Here is a 20,646-nt window from a genome sequence, read left to right on the forward strand (position 1 = left end):
GGTGAACGGGTGCCGGCGGGCCGGGCCGGCGGTCAGCCGACGCCGCGGCCGTAGGCCCGCAGGGTGCGAAGCGCCTCGATCGTCACCATGGGACGTGCCTCCAGCGCCGTGCCGGGCGCCCAGCGACGCCAGCGGACGGGCCAGCCGCCGTCCTCCTGCTGCGCGTCCGCGAGGTGGTCCAGGGAGCGTGCCATCTCCTCGTCGGTGAACCACGCGCGCGCGAGCGACTGCGGCGTCCGCGCGAAGTCGTACGGGAAGTGGTGCTCGCCCGGGGCGTAGCCGGGGGCGACCGGATACAGGTCGAGGTGGTCCGGGTCCAGGGCGACGAGCCGCTCGTCGCGCACCAGTCGGCCCAGGCGGTCGGCTGCCGCTTCCGCGCGCGGGCGGTCGGGAGCGGAGTCCAGGAAGGCCACGGCGGCCCGGACCTCGTAGGGGTGGGACCGCTCGAGGGAGTCCACCGCCTGCCAGCAGAAGTCCGTCGCCCTGAAGAGCCAGGCGTGCCACACCTCGTTGCGGTGCAGCAGGCCCACCACCGGCCCGGTGGACAGGAGCTCGCTGGGCGGGTCGTCCACGATCGGGATGAAAGGCGCGGCCGGGTAGCCGCGCTGGCTGGGATGGATCGCGGGCAACGCGCCGTCGCGTGTGGAGACGGACGTGAGATAGCGGCACACCCGCTCCACGCGCCGCCCGTTCAGCCGCCCGATGTTGTCCAGGACCCCCAGTGCGCGCGCGGTGTGCAGCGGCTGGCTGACAGGGCCGCGCAGATCGGGTTCCAGCGCATGGCCGTATCCACCGTCCTCGTTGCGGTAGGCGTCGAGGGCGGTCTCGACGGGATCGGCGGCGCCGTGGAGGAAGTCGTGCGCGAAGATGCGCTGTTCCAGCACGCGCGCGGTCAGCCAGACGAAGTGCTCGGCGCGGAAGAGCGGGGAGTGCGCCGGGGGAGTCGGGGGGAGTGGGGATGCTCCGGTTTCGGCCATGGTCAGACCGTAGGGCGGAAAGCGGTCTCGGCAGGCGGTCCCGGCAGGGGCCACCCCCGCGCGCGGGATACTGGTGGCATGCGGTTGACGGTCTTCTGGCAGCGGATGGACGAGCACTTCGGCACGGGATACGCCGAAACCTTCGCGCGCGATCACGTGATGGCGGAGCTCGGCGGGAAAACGGTGCACCAGGCGCTGGCGGACGGCTGGGACGCCAAGGACGTGTGGCGCGTGGTGTGCCTGGTGATGAACGTTCCCCAGGAGATGCGCTGACCTCGGGCGAAGACCGCACGCGGCTCCCCGGTTGTCGGTGGCGTAGGCGAGACTTGCTGCGTGGCACCCACTGACGAGACCGGGCAGACGGCCCGGAACGCATCCCCGCCCGGCACGACGCCGCCCCCGCAGCAGCCCCCGGACCAGGGCGAGGCCGGGCACGCGGCGCGCATGCCGCGCTGGCTCCCGCGCGCCATGGTGCTCGCTCTCGCGCTCGTCGGCGCGTTCCAACTGGGCACCTGGGCCTTCCACCAGCTCATCGGCCTGCTGCTCAACATCCTCATCGCGTTCTTCCTGGCCCTCGCGATAGAACCGGCGGTCAGCCGGATGTCCGCCCGGGGGATGCGCAGGGGGCTCGCCACCTTCCTTGTCTTCTTCGGCCTGCTGATCGTCGTGGCGGGGTTCTTCGCCCTGCTCGGTTCGATGCTCGCCGGACAGATCATCAAGATGATCGAGGGCTTCCCCGACTACCTGGACTCGGTGATCAACTGGGTCAACACCACGTTCCACACCGAACTCAGGCGCGTGGACATCCAGGAGGGCCTGCTCCACTCCAACTGGCTGAAGAAGTACGCCCAGAACAGCGCCGCGGGCGTCCTGGACGTCTCCACCCAGGTCCTCGGCGGCCTCTTCCAGTTGCTGACGATCGCCCTGTTCTCGTTCTACTTCGCCGCCGACGGACCGCGGCTGCGCCGCGCACTGTGCTCCGTCCTCCCGCCGGCCAGACAGGCGGAGGTGCTGAGGGCCTGGGAGATCGCCGTCGACAAGACCGGCGGCTACCTCTACTCGCGCGGTCTGATGGCGCTGATCTCCGGTGTGGCGCACTACGTGCTGCTGGAGGCCCTCGGCATCCCCTACGCGCCCGTGCTCGCCGTATGGGTGGGCGTGGTCTCGCAGTTCATCCCCACCATCGGCACCTATCTCGCCGGCGCCCTGCCCATGCTGATCGCCTTCACGGTCTCGCCCCTGTACGCGCTGTGGGTGCTGATCTTCGTCGTGGTCTACCAGCAGTTCGAGAACTACATGGTGCAGCCCAAGCTGACGTCGAAGACCGTGGACATCCACCCCGCCGTCGCCTTCGGCTCCGTCATCGCCGGCACCGCGCTCCTGGGCGCCATAGGGGCGTTGATCTCCATTCCGGCGGTGGCCACCCTCCAGGCGTTCCTGGGCGCCTACGTCAAGCGCTACGCCGTCACGGACGATCCTCGCGTCCACGGACACCGTGACCGCGGCGAGGGGCCGGGAGCGCTCTCCCGCGCGCGCGGGCTGTGGGCACGCGGCCGGGACCGGACGCGAGGCCCGCGCCGGAGATCCGGCGGACCGGGCTGAGGAGTACGGCTGAGAGATACGGCAGGGCCTGTGGCCGGTCCCGGGTTCCTTTCCGACAGGACCGGCCGAGGCACGCCGGAAGGCGGGGCCTCCCTCACGAACGGGCCGCCCGCGGCCGGAGCGCGCGCGTGACGACGCCCGCGACTCAGTACGTGAGGACGGCCCATGCCGCGGCCGCGGCGACCGCGACCGCGTAGCAGCCCACCGCCGCGGCCACGATCCCCCGCCGTGCCCTCTCGCTCCAGGACGTGCGCGACAGCAGCCAGGCCAGCGCGGGCAGCACCAGGACGGCGTGCAGGCTGACCCCGTGCAAAGGCTTGAGCGACGCCGTCGAGCTGTACGCGGCCTCCTGGTGTCCCGTGCGGGTGAGCACCACACCGCGCGCGATCATCGCCGCGCCCGAGGCGAGCGCGACGAGCAGGATCGCGAAGCCGGAGCGCACCGCGAGCGCCATCCCGGCGGGGCCCGTGGGCCGACGCCGGAAGGAGATCGCGGCGCACACGGTGAGCAGCACCACCAGGACGCCGCCGCCGACCGCGAGTGTCATGGACACCGCCGTGTCGAAGGGCGTCTCCATGTCCAGGTGCGAGGGCACTCCGCGCCACGCCTGGAGGGTGATGCCCGCGACCTCCACGACGCAGTCGGCGGCGAAGACCCCGAGCAGCGCGGTACGCAGCCGCCGCCCCGTCCGCAGATACGAGGTGACCTCGACGACCGCCAGGAGGGTCACGCCGAAGGAGAGGCCGAAGGTGACGGGCTTGCGCCAGGAGAGGGGGCCGTTCCACGGACCGCCGTCCACGGCGAACACCATGAGGTGGAACAGGCCGGAGAGGACCAGCAGGAGCGCGATCGCCCGGTAGAAGCCTTCGGGCGAGCGGGCGTGCCCGTACGCGGGGTCCGGTGACGGGTTCATGATCGCCGGGCCGGCACCGGCGAGGGATGCCCTGCTCTTCTGCTCGTCCAGGTCCATGCCCCGAGCCTCCCGGACGCGCCGTGGCCCGTCGTCGTCCGGGTGGAGGCACGCGTTGTACACCCTGGGGAGCAAGCGGTGGGAGCAAGCGGTGGGTCCGGAGCCTCACGGGCTCGGGAACGTAGCCTCGGAGGTGCCGCGTGGTGCGCTTGACACCAAAATCGAACATCCATTCTGATGGAGGCTTCGGCAAGGCTCTCTGTGGGTGTTCTGTCCCGGTATGGGGCAGTAAGCACACGAGTTATCCACAGGCCGAACGGGCGTCGAGGCGCATTGTCAGTGGCAGGCGTTAGCGTCTTTGACGTGAAGCGATCGACTCAAGCAAATCGGGTGGAACCCATGGCAGGAACCGACCGCGAGAAGGCCCTGGACGCCGCACTCGCACAGATTGAACGGCAATTCGGCAAGGGCGCCGTGATGCGGCTCGGCGAGCGGCCGAACGAGCCCATCGAGGTCATCCCCACCGGATCGACCGCCCTCGACGTCGCCCTCGGCGTCGGCGGTCTGCCGCGCGGCCGCGTGGTCGAGGTGTACGGCCCGGAGTCCTCCGGTAAGACGACGCTGACGCTGCACGCCGTGGCGAACGCGCAGAAGGCCGGCGGCCAGGTCGCGTTCGTGGACGCGGAGCACGCCCTCGACCCCGAGTACGCCAAGAAGCTCGGCGTCGACATCGACAACCTGATCCTCTCCCAGCCCGACAACGGCGAGCAGGCCCTCGAGATCGTGGACATGCTGGTCCGCTCCGGCGCACTCGACCTGATCGTCATCGACTCCGTCGCCGCACTCGTGCCGCGCGCGGAGATCGAGGGCGAGATGGGCGACAGTCACGTCGGCCTCCAGGCCCGTCTGATGAGCCAGGCGCTGCGGAAGATCACCAGCGCGCTCAACCAGTCCAAGACCACCGCGATCTTCATCAACCAGCTCCGCGAGAAGATCGGCGTCATGTTCGGCTCCCCGGAGACCACGACCGGTGGCCGGGCGCTGAAGTTCTACGCCTCGGTGCGACTCGACATCCGCCGTATCGAGACCCTGAAGGACGGCACGGACGCGGTCGGCAACCGCACCCGCGTCAAGGTCGTCAAGAACAAGGTCGCGCCTCCCTTCAAGCAGGCCGAGTTCGACATCCTCTACGGCCAGGGCATCAGCCGCGAGGGCGGTCTGATCGACATGGGCGTGGAGAACGGCTTCGTCCGCAAGGCCGGCGCCTGGTACACGTACGAGGGCGACCAGCTCGGCCAGGGCAAGGAGAACGCCCGCAACTTCCTGAAGGACAACCCCGATCTCGCCAACGAGATCGAGAAGAAGATCAAGGAGAAGCTGGGCGTCGGCGTGCGTCCCGAAGAGCCCGCCGCCGAACCGGGCCCGGACGCCGCGGCGGCTGCCGGCACGTCGGACGACGCCGCGAAGGCGGTGCCGGCCACCGCCGCGAAGACCGCCAAGACCAAGGCCGCGGCTGCCAAGAGCTGATCCGTGACACGACGAACCGACTGGGCCGAGTACGTCCACCCCGACACCCCTCGCGAGGAGGAGAGCGGGGTCGACGACGGCCCTGCCCAGGACGGCGACGACCGGCCGCAACACGACCGGCGTCGGAACGAGGGGGCCCGGGACGGCGACGACGCCCGGCCCCGGGGCGGCCGGGCGGGGCGCCGCAGCGCCGAAGGAGGTCCACGCGGGGGCCGTGGGCGTCGTCTGGGTGGCTTCGGAGAACCGTCCGCCAAGGACGAAGGCGACTCCTCCTCGTCGAGGGCCGAGCAGGGGGCGTCTTCCGCGGACCCGGCTGAGCGGGCACGGGCGATCTGCCTGCGCCTGCTCACCGGGACCCCGCGCACACGAAAACAACTCGCGGACGCGCTGCGCAAACGAGAGATCCCGGACGACGTTGCGGAGGAGGTGCTCTCGCGGTTCGAGGAGGTCGGGCTGATCAACGACAGCGCCTTCGCGGACGCCTGGGTGGAGTCCCGCCACCATGGCAGAGGCCTGGCCCGGCGTGCCCTCGCCCGGGAGCTACGGACCAAGGGCGTCGACTCGGGGCTGATCGACGAGGCCGTCGGCCGCCTCGACTCCGAACAGGAGGAGGAGACGGCGCGCGAGCTCGTCGCCCGCAAACTGCGATCTACGCGCGGACTCGACCGCGACAGACGGCTGCGTCGTCTGGCCGGCATGCTCGCACGCAAGGGTTACCCCGAGGGCATGGCCCTGCGGGTGGTCCGGCAGGCGTTGGAAGAAGAGGGCGAGGACACGGAGTTCCTGGAGAACGACGGGTTCTGAACCTGTGAGGGCGGGGTGGGGAGGGGGAGGGGGAGGGGGAGAGGGAACAACGAACCCGTGAACGCGAACCGCGACCGTGGATCGCGGATCGTGAGCCCCAGGGTGGGGGTATTCCCCTTCGAAGACGCCGGATCGCCGCAGTGCACAGGTGTCTGTGCACAGGCGACTGTGTGCGGATGTCTCCAACGCCGGCCGGCCCAGCCGCCCGTGGCCGTCGGTGCTCCCGACACCGGTCCGGTCCGGCTGGCCCACGGAACCCGGCGCCTCCGAGCCCGCTGCGCCCATCGAACCAAGCGACCTCGCCACGCTCAAGGCGCTCGCGCAGCCTCGCCGCAGGCGGATGCTCGAACACCTCACGCTGCACGGGCCCGCCACCTCGGCGACGCTCGCCCGAGCCCTCGGCCTGAACACCGGCTCCGCCAGCTACCACCTGCGGGAACTGGCCAGATACGGCTTCGTCGAGGAGACGACCGAGGCGACGGTCGAAGAAGCTGCCGAGGAGACGGCTGCTGAGACGCCTGCGCAGACGGCTGCGCAGACCGGCGGCGGGCTGTGACCAGGCGGCTGCCCGGAGCCGTCCGCTCAGCGCCGGCTGGTGGCGGGCCGTCCCCGGTGACCACCGTTTCCCGCCGCGCAGCCGCCAAAGTCCCGCGATGCGTCAGGTGATGGACGAGCTGAACCATCATGTCTACGCCTCGGACGCCGAACTCTTCGAACGGCTTCAGCGAGACGCGCCGGACGGCGACCCCTGGAGCGACGCCTTCCCCTGTGAAACCCGGGGAAGTATCGGAAGCGTGGAAAGTCTGAAAACCCCGACTGTGCGGACGGTTGGGAGACGGGACCGCGCCGTCGGTGGTCGGCGCGGTCCCGTCTACGACGTCAACGGCAGCCCTGCCGCCTTCCAGGCCTGGAAACCGCCCACAAGGTCGGTCGCCCGGTGCAGCCCCAATTGGTGCAGCGACGCCGCGGCGAGGCTCGACGCGTAACCCTCGTTGCAGATCACGACCGCACGCACGTCATGGCTGACGGCCTCGGGGAGCCGGTGGCTGCCCCGGGGATCCAGACGCCACTCCAGCTCGTTGCGCTCGACGACCAGCGCGCCGGGGATCAGCCCGTCCCGCTCGCGCAGGGCCGCGTACCTGATGTCGACGAGCAGCGCCTCGCCCGCGCGGGCGGCTTCGTAGGCCTCCCGCGCCTCCACACGCGCGTACCGGGAACGTACGCGTTCAAGCAACTCGTCAACACTGGGCGGCTGTCGGTCCGAGGTCGGGCTGTCAGCAGGACCGTCAACCCGACTGCCAGGGCGACTGTCAGGGCGGTGGGCAATGCGGTCACCGTCGAGGCCGCTGTCAAGGTAGCCGTCAACCTGGTCGTCAAGGGAGCCGTCAACGTGCCCTTCAAGACGGCCGTCGTCAACGTAGCCGCCAATGTGGCCGCCAGGGTTGTTGTCGTTGTGGTCGTCGGTGCTGTCGTTCGGCTGGACGTCCGAGGGCGCGTGCGCCTGTCCGTCCCACTGCCCGTGCGGCGGTCCGCCCTGTGGGGCGACTGGGACGTTCGAGCCGCTCACTGCCAGTCCTCCGGACGCTCGACCTGCTCCAGCCGCAGCACGCGCCCGGTGCGGCTGTAGCGGCGGATGCCGGGCAGCGGCGGGTAGTAGGCGTGGATGGATACGGCATGTTCCTCGGGTGACTCGTTGAGCACCTCGTGGACGTGGTGCCGGCCGAAGGCGCGGCCGTGGCCGGCGGCGAGGGAGCGTTCGCGGTCGACGCCGTCGGCCAGTTCCAGGGTCTTCCAGCCGTCGGTGGGCAGCCGTGCGGCGAGGGAGTACTCCTTGAGCGTGCCCCGGGCGGTCAGGAAGGCGCCCACCGAGTCGGCGTGGTCGTGCCATCCGGTGCCCGTGCCGGGAGGCCAGCCGATCAGCCAGGCCTCGCTGCCGCCGGGGCCTTCCAGACGCACCCATGTGCGGCCCTCGGGGTCGAGGGGGAGCGAGGAGATCAGTTCGGCGTCCGCAGCGGTGCGCCGGACGAAGTCGAGGAGATCCGCCTGCGTGGGCGCTGCGGCGGAGGTGTCAGCGGCGATGGCGGAGGGGGAAGGAGGGACTGAGGAAACAGGGGAGACAGACACGGGTACCGTCCTGTGATGGTTCGCGGGGAGGCGCGCGCCCGGGCGCACGTACGCGAGTGCGCTACGACGGGGGCGCCGATGGAAGAGAGAATGCGAATTCAGCAGGACGGACGACACACGCAGCCCGCATAGCGGACGAGGTCCATATGGACCCTCCGCCACAGGCGCACATTGGTGTCGGTCACGATCCGGAGTAGACCATGACGGCTCAACCTGGTCAACTCATTGTCACGATGTGGACCTCAACGTGACGATGAGTGCCGACGGACATGCGGGCGCCGGGATCGCGGGAGTCGCTGCTACTGCTCTGTGAGCTGTCACTGCAGTTGCCGCAGTGTGCCGCAGTCGGTCGGGATGGCCGGGACCGCCCGGATCACCGACAGCGCGGACCGGCGGCGAGGAAGAAGCTCAGCGACCCGGCAAGAAGCGCGGAGATCCAGGGCCAGGACTCGGACCAGGCCCCGCGGGGAGGCCGCCTGGCCCCACAGGGGAGTTCGCGCCGGGCCCCGCAAAGGAACCCGCGTCGGGTCCCGGCGGCGGACTCGTGTGGCTGCTACTTGACCGCGCTGCCCGCCGCGGCGCCTGCCGCGGACGCCTCCTGAGCCGCGGCGGTCCCCGTGGCTCCCTTGCCCCTCCTCTGTGCCTTCGTCCCGCCGTCGGCGCCCAGAGCCTCCTGTGGGCCCTGCGCCGCCGCCGGACCGCCCAGAGCCGCCTCCGCCGCCGCGTACAGGTCTGCGGGACGCACCCCGTTGAGCGCGGCGACCAGATGGCCGTCGGGCCGGATCAGCAGGACGGTGTGGGCGGCCGCGCCCGGGTAGCTCTCCGCCACCAGCAGCTCGGCCGGGCTCGGCAGGGCGGTGACCGCGGCGGCCAGGCGGGGCATGATCCCGGCGCTCACCCAGTGTCGGCGCTCCCACACGCCGGTGCCCGGAGCGATCAGGAGGACGAGCAGCGCGCCCCGCCCGAGCCGGTCCCGAAGCTGGACGAAGGAGCCGTCCTCCGCCGTCACGCGGACGTCCTGGACCTGCGCGCCCGGCGGGGTGCCCACCGGGACCTCCGCCTCCAGGTGCCGGGGTGCGAGGGGAGAGCCCTCGTAGCCGCCGGCCGCGCCCAGCGGTCCGCGTCCCAGGTGGGCGTCGGTGAGCAGCGCATCCTGCCCGCGGGCCGAACCGGGCACGTACGCCCTTATGCCGCCTCCGCCCCGCAGCAGGGGCAATGCCTGGTCGGCGGCGCGCAGGCGGGCGGAGACGAGCGCGCGGCGCTCCTCCTGGTAGCTGTCGAGCAGCGCCTCGTGATGTCCGTGGTGCCAGGCCAGGGCGAGCTTCCAGGCCAGGTTGTCGGCGTCGCGCAGCCCCTCGTCGAGGCCCTGGGCGCCGAGCGCGCCGAGCAGGTGCGCGGCGTCCCCGGCGAGGAAGGCCCGCCCCACGCGCCAGCGGCGGGCCAGCCGGTGGTGCACGGTGTGGACGCCGGTGTCCAGGAGCTCGTAGGCGGGCGTCGACCCGCCGCTCCAGCCGGCCAGGGTCTCGCGGATGCGCGCGACGAGCAGTTCGGGCGTGACGAGGTCCTTGCCGGGCGGCAGCAGCCAGTCCAGTCGCCAGACGCCGTCGGGCAGCGGGCGTCCGGTGACCTCCCCGGCGGAGGGGCCGGACGTGCGCCATGGCGGCGTCCGGTGGAGCAACGCTTCGTCGGTCCAGGGAAGTTCCACGCGCAGGGCGGCCACGGCGTGTCGTTCCACCGCCGTGCGGCCGGGGAAGCGGACGTCGAGGAGCTTGCGGACGGTCGAGCGCGGACCGTCGCAGCCGACCACATGGCTGCCGCGCCACCAGGTGCCCCGGGGGCCGCGGGTGTGGGCCGTGACGCCGGCGGCTTCCTGTTCCAGACCGTCCAGCCGGCTGTCCGCGGCGATCTTCACCAGCGGCTCGCCCTCCAGCGCGGCACGCAGCGTGGCCGTCAGGACGTGCTGGGCGATGTGCAGCGGCGCGGGCTCGGCGGGGTCGCCGTCGTGCACGGGGGCCGGGGTGGAGACGTCGTCGAAAACGACCTCGCGGATCACCTGCTTGCGCCGCATGGAGCGCCATCCGGCCCAACGGAGTCCTGCGCGGTCGAGGTCGGCTCCGGTCAGCCGCTGGACGAGGGCGGCGGTGTCCTCGCGCAGCACGACGGTGCGCGCGAGTCGCGGTTCGTCCTTGCCGGGGCTCTCGTCGAGCACTACGGAAGGCACCTGCTGCCGTGCCAGAGCCAGGGCGAGCGTGAGCCCCACCGGCCCGGCTCCGACGATGATCACCGGGTCCACGGCGTGCGGCCCCCTGCCTTCGACGGTGTCCTCGCGGGATGAGGTGAACAACGGTTTGGAGCAGGGTGCACGATCACAGAACGTATGCAACCCATTGTCGTTGTTTGCGTCAAGCGACGGAAGGCAGTGGCGAGCCGGCCACTGCCTTCCGTAGGGGTCGCCCTGCTTGAGTGGGCGTCAGATGCTGCCGCCCGCGCCGGTGCCGTAGGTTCCGCCGACCTCCGCGGCGTTCAGGTCGTCGACCTTGTCGACGCCGAGGACGGCGCCGGTGCTGCGCTTGCTCCGCCGCAGTCGCTGCTCCAGCCAGCTCGCGAAGCTGGTCAGGAGGAAGTTGAGCACGATGAAGATGATCGCGACGACGATGAAGCTCGGGACCACGTTGGCGTAGTTGGCCGCCAGGGTGCCGCGGGAGTTGAGCAGCTCCGCGAATCCGATCATCACACCGCCGAGTGCGGTGTCCTTCACGATGACGACCAGCTGGCTGACGATCGCCGGAAGCATCGCGGTGACGGCCTGCGGGAGCAGGATGCTGCTCATGGTCTGCCCCTTGCGCAGACCGATGGCGTACGCCGCCTCCGTCTGCCCCTTTGGCAGGGAGAGGATGCCGGCCCGGACGACCTCGGCGAGGACGGCCGCGTTGTAGAGCACCAGACCGGTGACGACGGCGTAGAGCGGCCGGTCCGCGCTGCCCACGTTCGTGGAGCGGGCGTAGAACTCGTTCGCGAACAGCATCAGCAACAGCACGGGGATGGCCCGGAAGAACTCGACCACCGTGCCGGACACGGCGCGCACCCAGCGGTGGTCGGAGAGCCGGGCGATGCCGAAGACGGCCCCCAGCGGAAGGGCGATGACCATGGCGAGCGCCGCGGCCTTCAGCGTGTTGGCGAGACCGGGCAGCAGGTACGTCGTCCAGGCCTCGGACTCGACGAACGGCTTCCAGAGCGCGGATTCGAGCTGGTTCTTGTCGTCCATCTTCTGCCACATCCACCACAGGAGGAGGGCGAGGACGACGGTGAAGACCACCGAGAACAGGACGTTGCGCCGCTTGGCGCGAGGCCCGGGAGTGTCGTAGAGGACCGTGCTCATCGCTTCACCGCCAGTCGCTTGCCGAGCCAGCCCAGGATGAGGCCGGTCGGCAGGGTCAGAACCACGAATCCGAAGGCGAAGACCGCGCCGATGAGCAGCGTCTGCGCCTCGTTCTCGATCATCGTCTTCATCAGGGAGGCGGCCTCGGCGACGCCGATGGCGGCCGCCACCGTGGTGTTCTTGGTCAGCGCGATCAGCACGTTGGCCAGCGGGCCGATGACCGAGCGGAAGGCCTGGGGGAGAATCACCAGCCTCAAGGTCTGCGTGAAGCTCAGGCCGATGGCCCGTGCCGCCTCCGCCTGGCCCATCGGCACGGTGTTGATGCCGGAGCGGATCGCCTCACAGACGAAGGCGGCGGTGTAGGCGACCAGGCTGAGCACGGCCAGCCGGAACCCCTGGACGTCGAAGTCGTTGCTTCCCATGGTCATGCCGAAGATGTCGGCGAGACCGAGCGAGCTGAACAGGATGATGACCGTCAGGGGGATGTTCCGGACGATGTTGACGTAGACGGTGCCGAACCCGCGCATCAACGGGACCGGGCTGACCCGCATGGCGGCCAACAGGGTGCCCCAGACCAGGGAGCCCACGGCGGAGACGGCGGTGAGTTTCACCGTCAACCAGAACGCCCCTAGGACGTCGTAACCATCAAGAAAGTCGAACACGATCTCCCGCGCTTCCGGCTGGGTGGCGTATGGGAAGGGTGCGGTGCGCCGCCGCCGGGATCGCGACGGACGGCGGCGCACCGCAGGTACCCCGCAGGGTGGGCCGTGGCCCGGACTACTTGACGATGACGCCGATCTTCGGAGCGGGCTCGTTCTTGTAGTTGGCCGGGCCGAAGTTGGCGTCGACCGCCTTCTGCCACGAGTTGTCCTTGACCATCTGCTCAAGCGCCTTGTTGATCTTGTCCACGGTCGCGGTGTCGCCCTTCTTGACGCCGATGCCGTAGTTCTCGTTGCTGAGCTTGAGGCCCGCGAGCTTGAACTTGCCCTTGTACTGGTCCTGCGCCGCGAAGCCGGCGAGGATCGAGTCGTCCGTGGTGACCGCGTCCACGGCGCCGCTCTGCAGGCCGGCGATGCACTCCGAGTAGGAGCTCACCTTCTTGAGGTTCGCGTCGGGGGCGATCGTCTTCTTGACGTTCTGCGCCGACGTCGAGCCGGTCACGGAACACAGCTTCTTGCCGTTGAGGTCCGTGCCCTTGGAGATGTCCGAGTCGGCCTTGACCAGCAGGTCCTGGTGGGCCAGCAGGTACGGGCCGGCGAAGTCGACCTTCTTCTTGCGCTCGTCGTTGATCGAGTACGTGGCCGCGATGAACTTGACGTCGCCGCGCGCGAGGGCGTTCTCACGGTCGGCGCTCTTGGTCTCGATGAACTCGATCTGGTCGGGCTCGTAGCCGAGCTGCTTGGCGACGTACTTGGCGACGTCCACGTCGAAGCCGGCGAAGGACCCGTCGGGCTTCTTGAGGCCGAGGCCGGGCTGGTCGTACTTGATGCCGACCTTGATCTTGCCGCCGCCACCGCTGCCGGCGCTGGAGCCGCTGCCGGCGTCGTCCTTGTTGTCGCCGCCGCACGCCGTCGCGGTCAGGGCGAGGACGAGGGCTGCGGCCGAAGCGGCGGTGACCTTGCGAAGCTTCATGGAGAACGTCCTTAGAAGAGTGATGAACTGCTGCGGGCGTTGCGGGGTCCGTCAGGGCCGCAGATCGGTGCGCGGGTCAGTGGTGCAGGATCTTCGACAGGAAGTCCTTGGCACGGTCGCTGCGCGGGTTGCTGAAGAACTGGTCGGGCGCAGCCTCTTCGACGATGCGCCCGTCCGCCATGAACACCACGCGGTTTGCAGCCGATCGTGCGAAACCCATCTCGTGGGTGACGACGATCATCGTCATGCCGTCCCGGGCCAGCTGCTGCATGACCTCCAGGACCTCGTTGATCATCTCGGGGTCCAGGGCCGACGTCGGCTCGTCGAAGAGCATGACCTTCGGGTCCATCGCCAGCGCGCGGGCGATGGCCACACGCTGCTGCTGCCCGCCGGACAGCTGCGCGGGGTACTTGTCCGCCTGGGTGCCCACACCGACGCGGTCGAGGAGCGCGCGTGCCTTCTCCTCGGCCTTCGCCTTGTCCACCTTGCGGACCTTGATCTGGCCGAGCATCACGTTCTCGAGCACGGTCTTGTGCGCGAACAGGTTGAACGACTGGAAGACCATGCCGACGTCGGCGCGCAGCCGCGCCAGCGCCTTGCCCTCCTGGGGCAGCGGCTTCCCGTCGATCGCGATCGCGCCCTCGTCGATCGTCTCCAGGCGGTTGATGGTGCGGCACAGCGTCGACTTCCCGGACCCGGAGGGGCCGATCACCACGACGACCTCTCCGCGGGCGATCGTCAGGTCGATGTCCTGGAGAACGTGCAACGCGCCGAAGTGCTTGTTGACGCTCTTCAGGACGACCAGGTCACCGCTCGCGACCGCGTCCTCCTTGGTCACCGAAACTTCGGTCATCGCTCTGGTGCTCCGTCCTCCTCGGTTGCGCTGGACAGTAGTGACCCGCCGCGACCAGCGTCATTACATCTGAGGGGAATCTGAGCATCACGATCCGATAGCAATCGGACACATGTCGTAGCACTTGTGACCTGCGGGCGTATCGGCCGGATAACGGAAGCCCCCTGCAACCGGAACCCGCTTGACGGCGTCCTCGTCCATCAGCGTGACTGCCATGATGCACACACGCGTGTGCCGCTGTCTTCCGTGCGTTCTTCTCGTGCGTCCTGTCGGGGCGTCGTGAACGCGCACAGCTGACTGAGTCAGACCCGAATGTGCGAGGAACCGAACCGGAGGAGGCCGGGATGAGACTGCTGCTCGTCGAGGACGACAACCACGTCGCCGCCGCGCTGTCCGCCGTCCTCAAGAGGCACGGTTTCGACGTCACCCACGCGCGCAGCGGCGAGGAAGCCCTGCAGGCGCTCGTCCCGGAGGGGCCCGGCTTCGGGGTCGTCCTGCTCGACCTGGGGCTGCCCGACCAGGACGGCTACGAGGTCTGCGGCAAGATCCGCAAGCGCACCGCCACCCCGGTGATCATGGTGACCGCCCGCTCCGACGTGCGCTCCCGCATCCACGGCCTCAACCTGGGCGCCGACGACTACGTGGTGAAGCCGTACGACACCGGGGAACTGCTCGCCCGGATCCATGCCGTCAGTCGCCGCACCGTGCCCGACGACCCGGCCACCGGCCAGGACAGTGTGCTGCGCCTGGGGACGGTCCACATCGAGCTGCCCACCCGGCGCGTCACGGTGGACGGCGCGGCCGTCCAGCTGACCCGCAAGGAGTTCGATCTCCTGGCGCTGCTCGCCCAGCGCCCCGGCGTGGTCTTCCGCCGGGAGCAGATCATCAGCGAGGTGTGGCGCACCAGCTGGGAGGGGACCGGGCGCACGCTGGAGGTCCATGTGGCCTCGCTGCGCGCCAAGCTGCGCATGCCCGCCCTGATCGAGACCGTGCGCGGCGTGGGTTACCGGCTCGTCGCCCCGGCCGCGTAGCGGGGACCGCGGTTGCGTACTCGACTCCTGCCGCTGCTCATCGTCCTGATGGCGGCCGTGCTGCTGGCCCTCGGGGTGCCGCTGGCGATCAGCGTGGCCGGCGCCCAGCAGCAGAGGGTGGTCGTCGACCGCATCGACGACACCGCGCGGTTCGCGGCGCTCGCCCAGTTCGTCACCGCCTCGTCCGGCGCGGGCGACACCACGGCGGCGTCCACCAACGAGCGCCGCGCGACCCTCGGCCGGGAGCTCGCCAGCTACTACGACGTCTACGGCATCCGCGCCGGCGTCTTCTACGGCACCGACACCCCCATGGCTCATGCCCCCCGGGACTGGTACCTCCCCGAATCGGGCGAGGTGCGGGACGCCTTCGACGAGGCGCTGCTCAGCCGACGCAGCCACGACCCCCGGCAGGTGTGGCCGTGGCAGCGCAACCGGCTCGTCGTGGCGTCGCCGGTCATCAGGGACGGCGACGTCGTCGCGGTCGTCGTCACCGACTCGCCCACCGGGCCCATGCGGTCGAGGATCCTGCACGGCTGGCTGGCCGTCGGGGCCGGCGAGATCACCGCGATGCTGCTGGCGATCGGGGCCGCCCTGCGGCTGACCGGATGGGTGCTGCGACCCGTGCGGGTCCTGGACGCCACCACCCACGAGATCGCGAGCGGCCGGCTGAAGTCCCGGGTCGCGGTGGCCGGCGGACCGCCGGAGCTGCGACGGCTGGCCGGAGCGTTCAACGAGATGGCGGACAACGTCGAGAACGTGCTGGAACAGCAACGCGCCTTCGTCGCCGACGCCTCCCACCAACTGCGCAACCCGCTCGCCGCCCTGCTGCTGCGCATCGAACTGCTGGGCTACGAGCTGCCCGAGGGCAACGAGGAGATCGCGTCCGTCCAGAACGAGGGAAAGCGCCTGGCCCAGGTCCTGGACGATCTCCTCGACCTGGCCCTCGCCGAGCACGCCGAGGCCGACCTGAGGGTCACCGACATCGGTGCGCTGGCCGCCGAGCGGGTGGCCGCCTGGGCGCCCACCGCCGAGGCCAAGGGCGTCCGGCTGGTGGGCGACTGCCCGCCCACCACGGCCTGGGCCGACCCCGTGACGCTCTCCAGCGCGCTGGACGCGGTGATCGACAATGCCATCAAGTTCACCCCGCGGGGCGAGAGCGTCGAGGTCGCCGTGGCCGCCGACGGCGACACCTCGACCGTCGTCGTGACCGACAACGGGCCGGGTCTGACGGACGAGGAGCTCACGCGTGTGGGCGACCGTTTCTGGCGCAGCGGACGCCACCAGAACGTCAAGGGCTCAGGACTGGGCCTGTCGATCTCCAGGGCCCTGCTCGCGGCCGGCGGCGGTTCCCTGACGTACGCCCACCACGAGCCGAGCGGGCTGACGGCGACGGTGTCCGTGCCCAGGTCGCCGACGACGTGAGCGCGCCGCGCGACATGTCGAGGTGAACTGGTCCTCGGGGCGAACATCGGCACTGGGCTGCTGAACGGCTGGACTGCTGGATTGCTGAACCGCTGGGCTGCGAGTCACGGGGTTGACGGACTGCCGTGCCGACGGCCGCAGGATTGATGGACTGGGTGTTGAGGGACCCCGTGTTGACGGGCGTAGTCCTGGTGGCCCGCAGTCCTGGCTAGTCGCCGCGGTGTTGATGGCTGCATTGGTGATGGGTGCCGGGTTGATCGGTGCAGTGTTGACGGGCCGTATGTACTACGGCGGTCAAGGCTTGACCGAGCGGTAGTAGCTCCGGGCGCCCCGGTGCAGCTTGAGCGGGTCCGTGTAGATGGCGGTGCGCAGGTCGACCAGCTGGGCGGAGTGCACATGTGCGCCGATGCCGTCGCGGCTCCTGATCACGGTGCGGGTCAGCCACTCGGTGAGCCGGGGCGCCATGTCCGTGCGCGTGATGAGCAGGTTGGACACCGCGATCGTCGCGACGGTGGAGCCGTTCTGGATGGTCGGGTAGGCCGACTCGGGCATGTTCGCGGCACGGTAGTAGCCCGTGGAGTCGTCCCGGTCGTGCATCTGGGCGACCAGCTCGGAGCTGATCGGCACGAACCGGAAGGTGAAGGTGTCGGCCAGCTTCTCCAGCCCTGCCGTCGGCACCCCGCCCGACCAGAAGAACGCGTCGATCTCGCCCCGCCTCAGCTTCTCCGGGCCGGTGTCGATGCCCTCCGACTTGGCCTTGATGTCCTTCACCGGATCCAGGCCCGCCGCCTTGAGCACCCGCTCCGCGATCAGGCGCACACCGGAACGGGGCAGACCGGTCGCCACGGTCTTGCCCCGCAGGTCAGCGATGGAGCGGATGGGCGAGTCGCGGGGCACCACGAGCTGGACGTAGTCGTCGTAGAGCCGGGCCACCCCGCGCAGCCTGGCGGCTCCGCCGGGGTGCTGCGACTCGTAGGCCTGCACGGCGTCGGCCGCGGCGATGGTGAAGTCGGCCGCGCCCGTCGCCACCCGCTCGACGTTCTCCGGGGACCCGTTGCTGGTCGTCAGGTTCACGTCCAGGTCGGGCATGTCCTTGGCCAGGGCGTCGCGCAACTGGCTGCTGTACTCGTAGTAGACGCCGCTCGTCGTGCCCGTGCTGAAGGTGATCGAACCGCTCGGCGGCTCCTCGCCCAGGGGCAGCAGCCACCACAGCAGCAGCCCCATGACGACGAGGACGGCGGCGGCCGCGCCCCCGAGGACGCCGCGCCTGCCGGGACGGGAGAACACCTTGGACATGCCCGCGATCCTGCCAGCCTTCACGAGGTGCTGACCAGGGCGGGGCCCGCAGGGCCCGGGAGGGTCGGGTCTGTCAGTGGCCGTCGATACAGTCGGTGCATGAGTTCCTCGCCCGCCGATCTGGTCCGTGAGTTCCACCGCGCCTTCGGGCTCGACGTCCGCACCACCCCGACCGAGGTGCCGCCGAGCCTTGCCGAACAGCGTGGAAACCTGCTGGCCGAGGAGGCGGCGGAAGTCGCCGAGGTGGCGGTGAGCGGCCCACTGGACCGGCTGGCGCACGAACTGGCCGACGTCGTCTACGTCGCCTACGGCACGGCCCTGGTGCACGGGATCGACCTCGATGCGGTCCTCGCCGAGATCCACCGCTCCAACATGACCAAGCTCGGCCCCGACGGCCGGGTCGCCCGCCGCGCGGACGGCAAGGTGCTCAAGGGCGAGCACTACCGCGCGCCGGACGTCTCCGAGGTGCTGCGCCGCCAGGGGTGGAGACCCGACGGCGCCTGACCCCGGCGGCCGCGCCCCGCAGCCGACGGCTTGGGTGGCGGGCTGCCGCACGGCCCGGCAGGGCACACGGCCTCCGCGTCCGGTCCCGCACCCGGTCTCGGCCCCAGCCCCGGAGGGCCCTCGGCACGGCTCTGGGCGCGCCCTCGGGACGCGGACTGCCAAGCACGGCGTTCGGCCCGGGCCGCCCGTACGAACGGCGTGCAGCCCCGCGCGCCGGCGTCGGATGCGACGGCGGCCCCTTCAGCGCACCCGGCTGAACCGTCCGCCGGGCAGACCCGCGGGCCCAACGTGTTCCAGGCCCGCCACGCCCTGACACAGACCCGGGCCCGCCGTGACTCAGCCCGGTCCCCTCAGGCTCCCCCGTCAGGCCGCCCCCGCAGGTCTCCCGGCCGCCCTCGCAGGTCTCCCATCGGGTTCACGCCTGATGGCATGCCGACGTGTCCCGCGCGCGCTCGCCTCAGTCGCCCACCGATGTCTGCTGCCGCGCCTCGACCGGCCGCTCCGGTACGGCGGCCGTCTCGCGACGCTCCCGGCGGCGCGTCCACCACGTGGCGAGGGGCTCCGTGAAGCGGGCGGTGACGGGGCCGAGCACGACCAGGATCAGCACGTACGCCGTGGCCAGCGGTCCGAGGGACGGCTCGATGCCGGCGGTCACCGCCAGCCCGGCGATGACGATGGAGAACTCCCCGCGGGCCACCAGCGCACCGCCGGCCCGCCAGCGTCCCTTGACCGAGATTCCGGCCCGCCGGGCCGCCCAGTAGCCGGTGGCGATCTTCGTGGCGGCGGTGACGACGGCCAGCGCGAGGGCGGGCAGCAGGACGGGAGGGATGCTCGCCGGGTCGGTGTGCAGCCCGAAGAAGACGAAGAACACGGCGGCGAACAGGTCCCGCAGCGGGCTCAGCAGCGTGTGCGCGCCCTCGGCGACCTCCCCCGACAGTGCGATGCCCACCAGGAACGCGCCGACCGCCGCCGACACCTGCAACTGCTGTGCCACGCCGGCGACCAGGATCGTCAGCCCCAGCACGACCAGGAGCAGCTTCTCCGGGTCGTCGCTCGACACGAAGCGCGAGATGACCCGGCCGTAGCGCACCGCGGCGAAGAGCACGAGCCCCGCGACGCCCAGCGCGATCGCCAGGGTCACGCTGCCGGCCGCCAGCCCCACCCCGGCCACCAGAGCGGTGACGATCGGCAGGTAGACGGCCATCGCCAGGTCCTCCAGCACCAGCACGCTGAGGATCACCGGGGTCTCCCGGTTGCCGACCCGCCCGAGGTCGCCCAGCACCTTGGCGATCACTCCGGAGGAGGAGATCCAGGTGACCCCCGCGAGCACGACGGCCGCCACCGGCCCCCAGCCCAGCAAAAGCGCGGCGGCCGCGCCGGGCAGGGCGTTGAGGGCGCAGTCGACCAGACCGGACGGATAGTGGGCCTTGAGGTTGGAGACCAGATCGCTCGCCGTGTACTCCAGGCCGAGCATCAGCAGCAGCAGGATGACGCCTATCTCGGCGCCGGTGGCCACGAACTCCTCGCTCGCGCCGAGCGGCAGCAGCCCGCCCTCGCCGAACGCCAGCCCGGCCAGCAGGTAGAGCGGGATCGGCGAGAACCGGAAGCGGGCCGCGAACCGGCCGAGCAGGCCGAGGCCGAGAATGATGGAACCGAACTCGATCAGCAGGACCGCGGAGTGCACCGGATCACTCCCGGCCCAGGATCGCGGCGGCCGCGTCCACGCCCTCGCGGGTGCCCACCACGATGAGCGTGTCGCCGCCCGCGAGACGGAAGGCCGGGGTCGGGGAGGGGATCGCCTCGGCCCGGCGCAGCACCGCCACGATCGAAGCGCCGGTGTCCGTGCGCATCTTGGTGTCGCCCAGCAGCCGCCCGTTCCAGCGGGAGGTCGCCGCCACCTCCACGCGCTCGGCGACCAGCCCCAGATCGGTCGTGTACAGCAGGCTCGCACTGTGATGGGACGGCATCAGCGCGTCGATCAGCGCGCCCGCCTCGGCGCCGGTCAGCCGCAGCGACTGGGCGCAGGAGTCGGGGTCGTCGTTCCGGTACACGTTCACCGTGCGCGCGCCGTCGCGGTGGGCCACGACGGACAGATGGCGCTGCTCCCGCGTCACGAGGTCGTACTGGACGCCGATGCCTGGCAGCGGAGTCGTTCGCAGGCGTGGAGCAGACACGTTTCTTCCCCTAGGTGGTCGTGTAGGCGGTCGTGAGCGGTGGTGCCGTGACGTCTTCTGACGAGTGCCCGGAGTCTTCATGCTGCCACCTGCCCGTACGGTGACGACATGGGTGTCATGACGGATGGACAGGGCCGCCGACCGACGGAGAGGCTGGTCACGGCGGTGCCATCGAGCCGTGACCGGGACGACCCCGATACCGCCGGACGAGATGGGTGTGACAGCCGATACCTCTGCGACAACCACAACAATCAACACAATCAACACAATCAACGCAGTCAGCGTAATCGACTCAGTCAACCCGATCGCGAAAGTCATCGCAGTCACGCCGGACGGGACAGGTGGGGCAGTGCGCACGGCCGGGACGGGACAGGCGGATCCGGCACACCAGGCAGAAGGGGAGGCGCCGCG

The 20,646-nt window shown here is 70.6% G+C and carries 21 protein-coding genes; 8 read left to right on the forward strand and 13 right to left on the reverse strand.

Annotation, left to right across the window (positions count from 1 at the left end; translation table 11 throughout):
* Positions 1-32 precede the first annotated feature (32 nt).
* Positions 33-977 (reverse strand): hypothetical protein, encoded by a 945-nt coding sequence (locus tag OG802_RS26385; RefSeq protein ID WP_329414282.1) that lies wholly within the window; start codon positions 975-977, stop codon positions 33-35.
* A gap of 78 nt (positions 978-1,055) precedes the next feature.
* Here OG802_RS26385 and OG802_RS26390 point away from each other — a divergent pair, with 78 nt between their 5' ends.
* Positions 1,056-1,250 carry a DUF3046 domain-containing protein gene (locus OG802_RS26390; RefSeq protein WP_329414284.1) on the forward strand — a complete coding sequence of 65 codons (195 nt, stop codon included), beginning with the start codon at positions 1,056-1,058 and terminating at the stop codon, positions 1,248-1,250.
* A gap of 60 nt (positions 1,251-1,310) precedes the next feature.
* Positions 1,311-2,579, forward strand: a complete 1,269-nt coding sequence (locus OG802_RS26395) for an AI-2E family transporter (RefSeq protein ID WP_329414286.1) — start codon at positions 1,311-1,313, stop codon at positions 2,577-2,579.
* A gap of 145 nt (positions 2,580-2,724) precedes the next feature.
* On the opposite strand, the gene OG802_RS26400 is transcribed toward OG802_RS26395, so the two are convergent.
* Entirely contained in the window at positions 2,725-3,492 is a 768-nt protein-coding gene (locus tag OG802_RS26400; RefSeq protein ID WP_443055460.1) for a hypothetical protein, read from the reverse strand.
* Between the two features lie 396 nt (positions 3,493-3,888).
* Here OG802_RS26400 and recA point away from each other — a divergent pair, with 396 nt between their 5' ends.
* The 3 genes from recA (at position 3,889) to OG802_RS26415 (ending at position 6,376) form a co-directional block, all read left to right on the forward strand.
* Positions 3,889-5,016, forward strand: coding sequence for a recombinase RecA (recA, locus tag OG802_RS26405; RefSeq protein WP_256920849.1), 1,128 nt, complete (start codon positions 3,889-3,891; stop codon positions 5,014-5,016).
* A gap of 3 nt (positions 5,017-5,019) precedes the next feature.
* A complete protein-coding gene (gene recX / locus OG802_RS26410; RefSeq protein WP_329414291.1) occupies positions 5,020-5,820 on the forward strand; it encodes a recombination regulator RecX in 801 nt (266 codons plus the stop codon).
* 340 nt (positions 5,821-6,160) lie between these two features.
* Positions 6,161-6,376 carry a helix-turn-helix domain-containing protein gene (locus OG802_RS26415; protein WP_329414293.1) on the forward strand — a complete coding sequence of 72 codons (216 nt, stop codon included), beginning with the start codon at positions 6,161-6,163 and terminating at the stop codon, positions 6,374-6,376.
* A 315-nt stretch (positions 6,377-6,691) separates the two neighbouring features.
* Here the strand turns inward: OG802_RS26415 and OG802_RS26420 are convergent, their stop codons facing one another.
* From OG802_RS26420 to OG802_RS26450, 8 genes are all read right to left on the reverse strand, one after another.
* The gene (locus OG802_RS26420; protein ID WP_329414295.1) at positions 6,692-7,054 is read right to left on the reverse strand and encodes a rhodanese-like domain-containing protein; all 363 of its coding nucleotides are present in this window, start codon (positions 7,052-7,054) and stop codon (positions 6,692-6,694) included.
* A gap of 329 nt (positions 7,055-7,383) precedes the next feature.
* Positions 7,384-7,944 carry a cysteine dioxygenase gene (locus OG802_RS26425; RefSeq protein ID WP_443055347.1) on the reverse strand — a complete coding sequence of 187 codons (561 nt, stop codon included), beginning with the start codon at positions 7,942-7,944 and terminating at the stop codon, positions 7,384-7,386.
* A gap of 98 nt (positions 7,945-8,042) precedes the next feature.
* Positions 8,043-8,129, reverse strand: a complete 87-nt coding sequence (locus OG802_RS35990) for a putative leader peptide (protein WP_319285218.1) — start codon at positions 8,127-8,129, stop codon at positions 8,043-8,045.
* A 368-nt stretch (positions 8,130-8,497) separates the two neighbouring features.
* Positions 8,498-10,237: an FAD-dependent monooxygenase gene (locus OG802_RS26430; RefSeq protein ID WP_329417407.1), complete on the reverse strand. Its 1,740-nt coding sequence runs from the start codon at positions 10,235-10,237 to the stop codon at positions 8,498-8,500.
* A 177-nt stretch (positions 10,238-10,414) separates the two neighbouring features.
* Entirely contained in the window at positions 10,415-11,323 is a 909-nt protein-coding gene (locus tag OG802_RS26435) for an amino acid ABC transporter permease (protein ID WP_329414297.1), read from the reverse strand.
* Positions 11,320-11,985 (reverse strand): amino acid ABC transporter permease, encoded by a 666-nt coding sequence (locus tag OG802_RS26440; protein ID WP_329414298.1) that lies wholly within the window; start codon positions 11,983-11,985, stop codon positions 11,320-11,322. The genes OG802_RS26435 and OG802_RS26440 overlap by 4 nt, the downstream gene beginning before the upstream one ends.
* A gap of 115 nt (positions 11,986-12,100) precedes the next feature.
* The gene (locus tag OG802_RS26445; protein WP_329414300.1) at positions 12,101-12,955 is read right to left on the reverse strand and encodes a glutamate ABC transporter substrate-binding protein; all 855 of its coding nucleotides are present in this window, start codon (positions 12,953-12,955) and stop codon (positions 12,101-12,103) included.
* A gap of 76 nt (positions 12,956-13,031) precedes the next feature.
* Complete coding sequence (locus OG802_RS26450; protein ID WP_329414301.1) at positions 13,032-13,808, reverse strand: amino acid ABC transporter ATP-binding protein; 777 nt, start codon at positions 13,806-13,808, stop codon at positions 13,032-13,034.
* A 344-nt stretch (positions 13,809-14,152) separates the two neighbouring features.
* Here OG802_RS26450 and OG802_RS26455 point away from each other — a divergent pair, with 344 nt between their 5' ends.
* Both OG802_RS26455 and OG802_RS26460 read left to right on the forward strand, forming a co-directional pair.
* Positions 14,153-14,839 carry a response regulator transcription factor gene (locus OG802_RS26455; RefSeq protein ID WP_329414302.1) on the forward strand — a complete coding sequence of 229 codons (687 nt, stop codon included), beginning with the start codon at positions 14,153-14,155 and terminating at the stop codon, positions 14,837-14,839.
* A gap of 12 nt (positions 14,840-14,851) precedes the next feature.
* The gene (locus tag OG802_RS26460; RefSeq protein ID WP_329414303.1) at positions 14,852-16,261 is read left to right on the forward strand and encodes a sensor histidine kinase; all 1,410 of its coding nucleotides are present in this window, start codon (positions 14,852-14,854) and stop codon (positions 16,259-16,261) included.
* Between the two features lie 294 nt (positions 16,262-16,555).
* Here OG802_RS26460 and OG802_RS26465 read toward each other — a convergent pair whose 3' ends face one another.
* Positions 16,556-17,557, reverse strand: a complete 1,002-nt coding sequence (locus OG802_RS26465) for a TAXI family TRAP transporter solute-binding subunit (RefSeq protein WP_329414305.1) — start codon at positions 17,555-17,557, stop codon at positions 16,556-16,558.
* 99 nt (positions 17,558-17,656) lie between these two features.
* Here OG802_RS26465 and OG802_RS26470 point away from each other — a divergent pair, with 99 nt between their 5' ends.
* Positions 17,657-18,061: a MazG nucleotide pyrophosphohydrolase domain-containing protein gene (locus OG802_RS26470; RefSeq protein ID WP_329414307.1), complete on the forward strand. Its 405-nt coding sequence runs from the start codon at positions 17,657-17,659 to the stop codon at positions 18,059-18,061.
* Positions 18,062-18,518: 457 nt separating this feature from the next.
* Here OG802_RS26470 and OG802_RS26475 read toward each other — a convergent pair whose 3' ends face one another.
* On the reverse strand, positions 18,519-19,745 hold the full coding sequence (locus OG802_RS26475; RefSeq protein ID WP_329414309.1) for a cation:proton antiporter: 1,227 nt from the start codon (positions 19,743-19,745) through the stop codon (positions 18,519-18,521).
* 4 nt (positions 19,746-19,749) lie between these two features.
* Positions 19,750-20,235, reverse strand: coding sequence for a cation:proton antiporter regulatory subunit (locus tag OG802_RS26480; RefSeq protein WP_329414310.1), 486 nt, complete (start codon positions 20,233-20,235; stop codon positions 19,750-19,752).
* Positions 20,236-20,646: the final 411 nt, after the last annotated feature.

It is taken from the genome of Streptomyces sp. NBC_00704 (genome assembly GCF_036226605.1).
Taxonomy (GTDB): Bacteria; Actinomycetota; Actinomycetes; order Streptomycetales; family Streptomycetaceae; genus Streptomyces.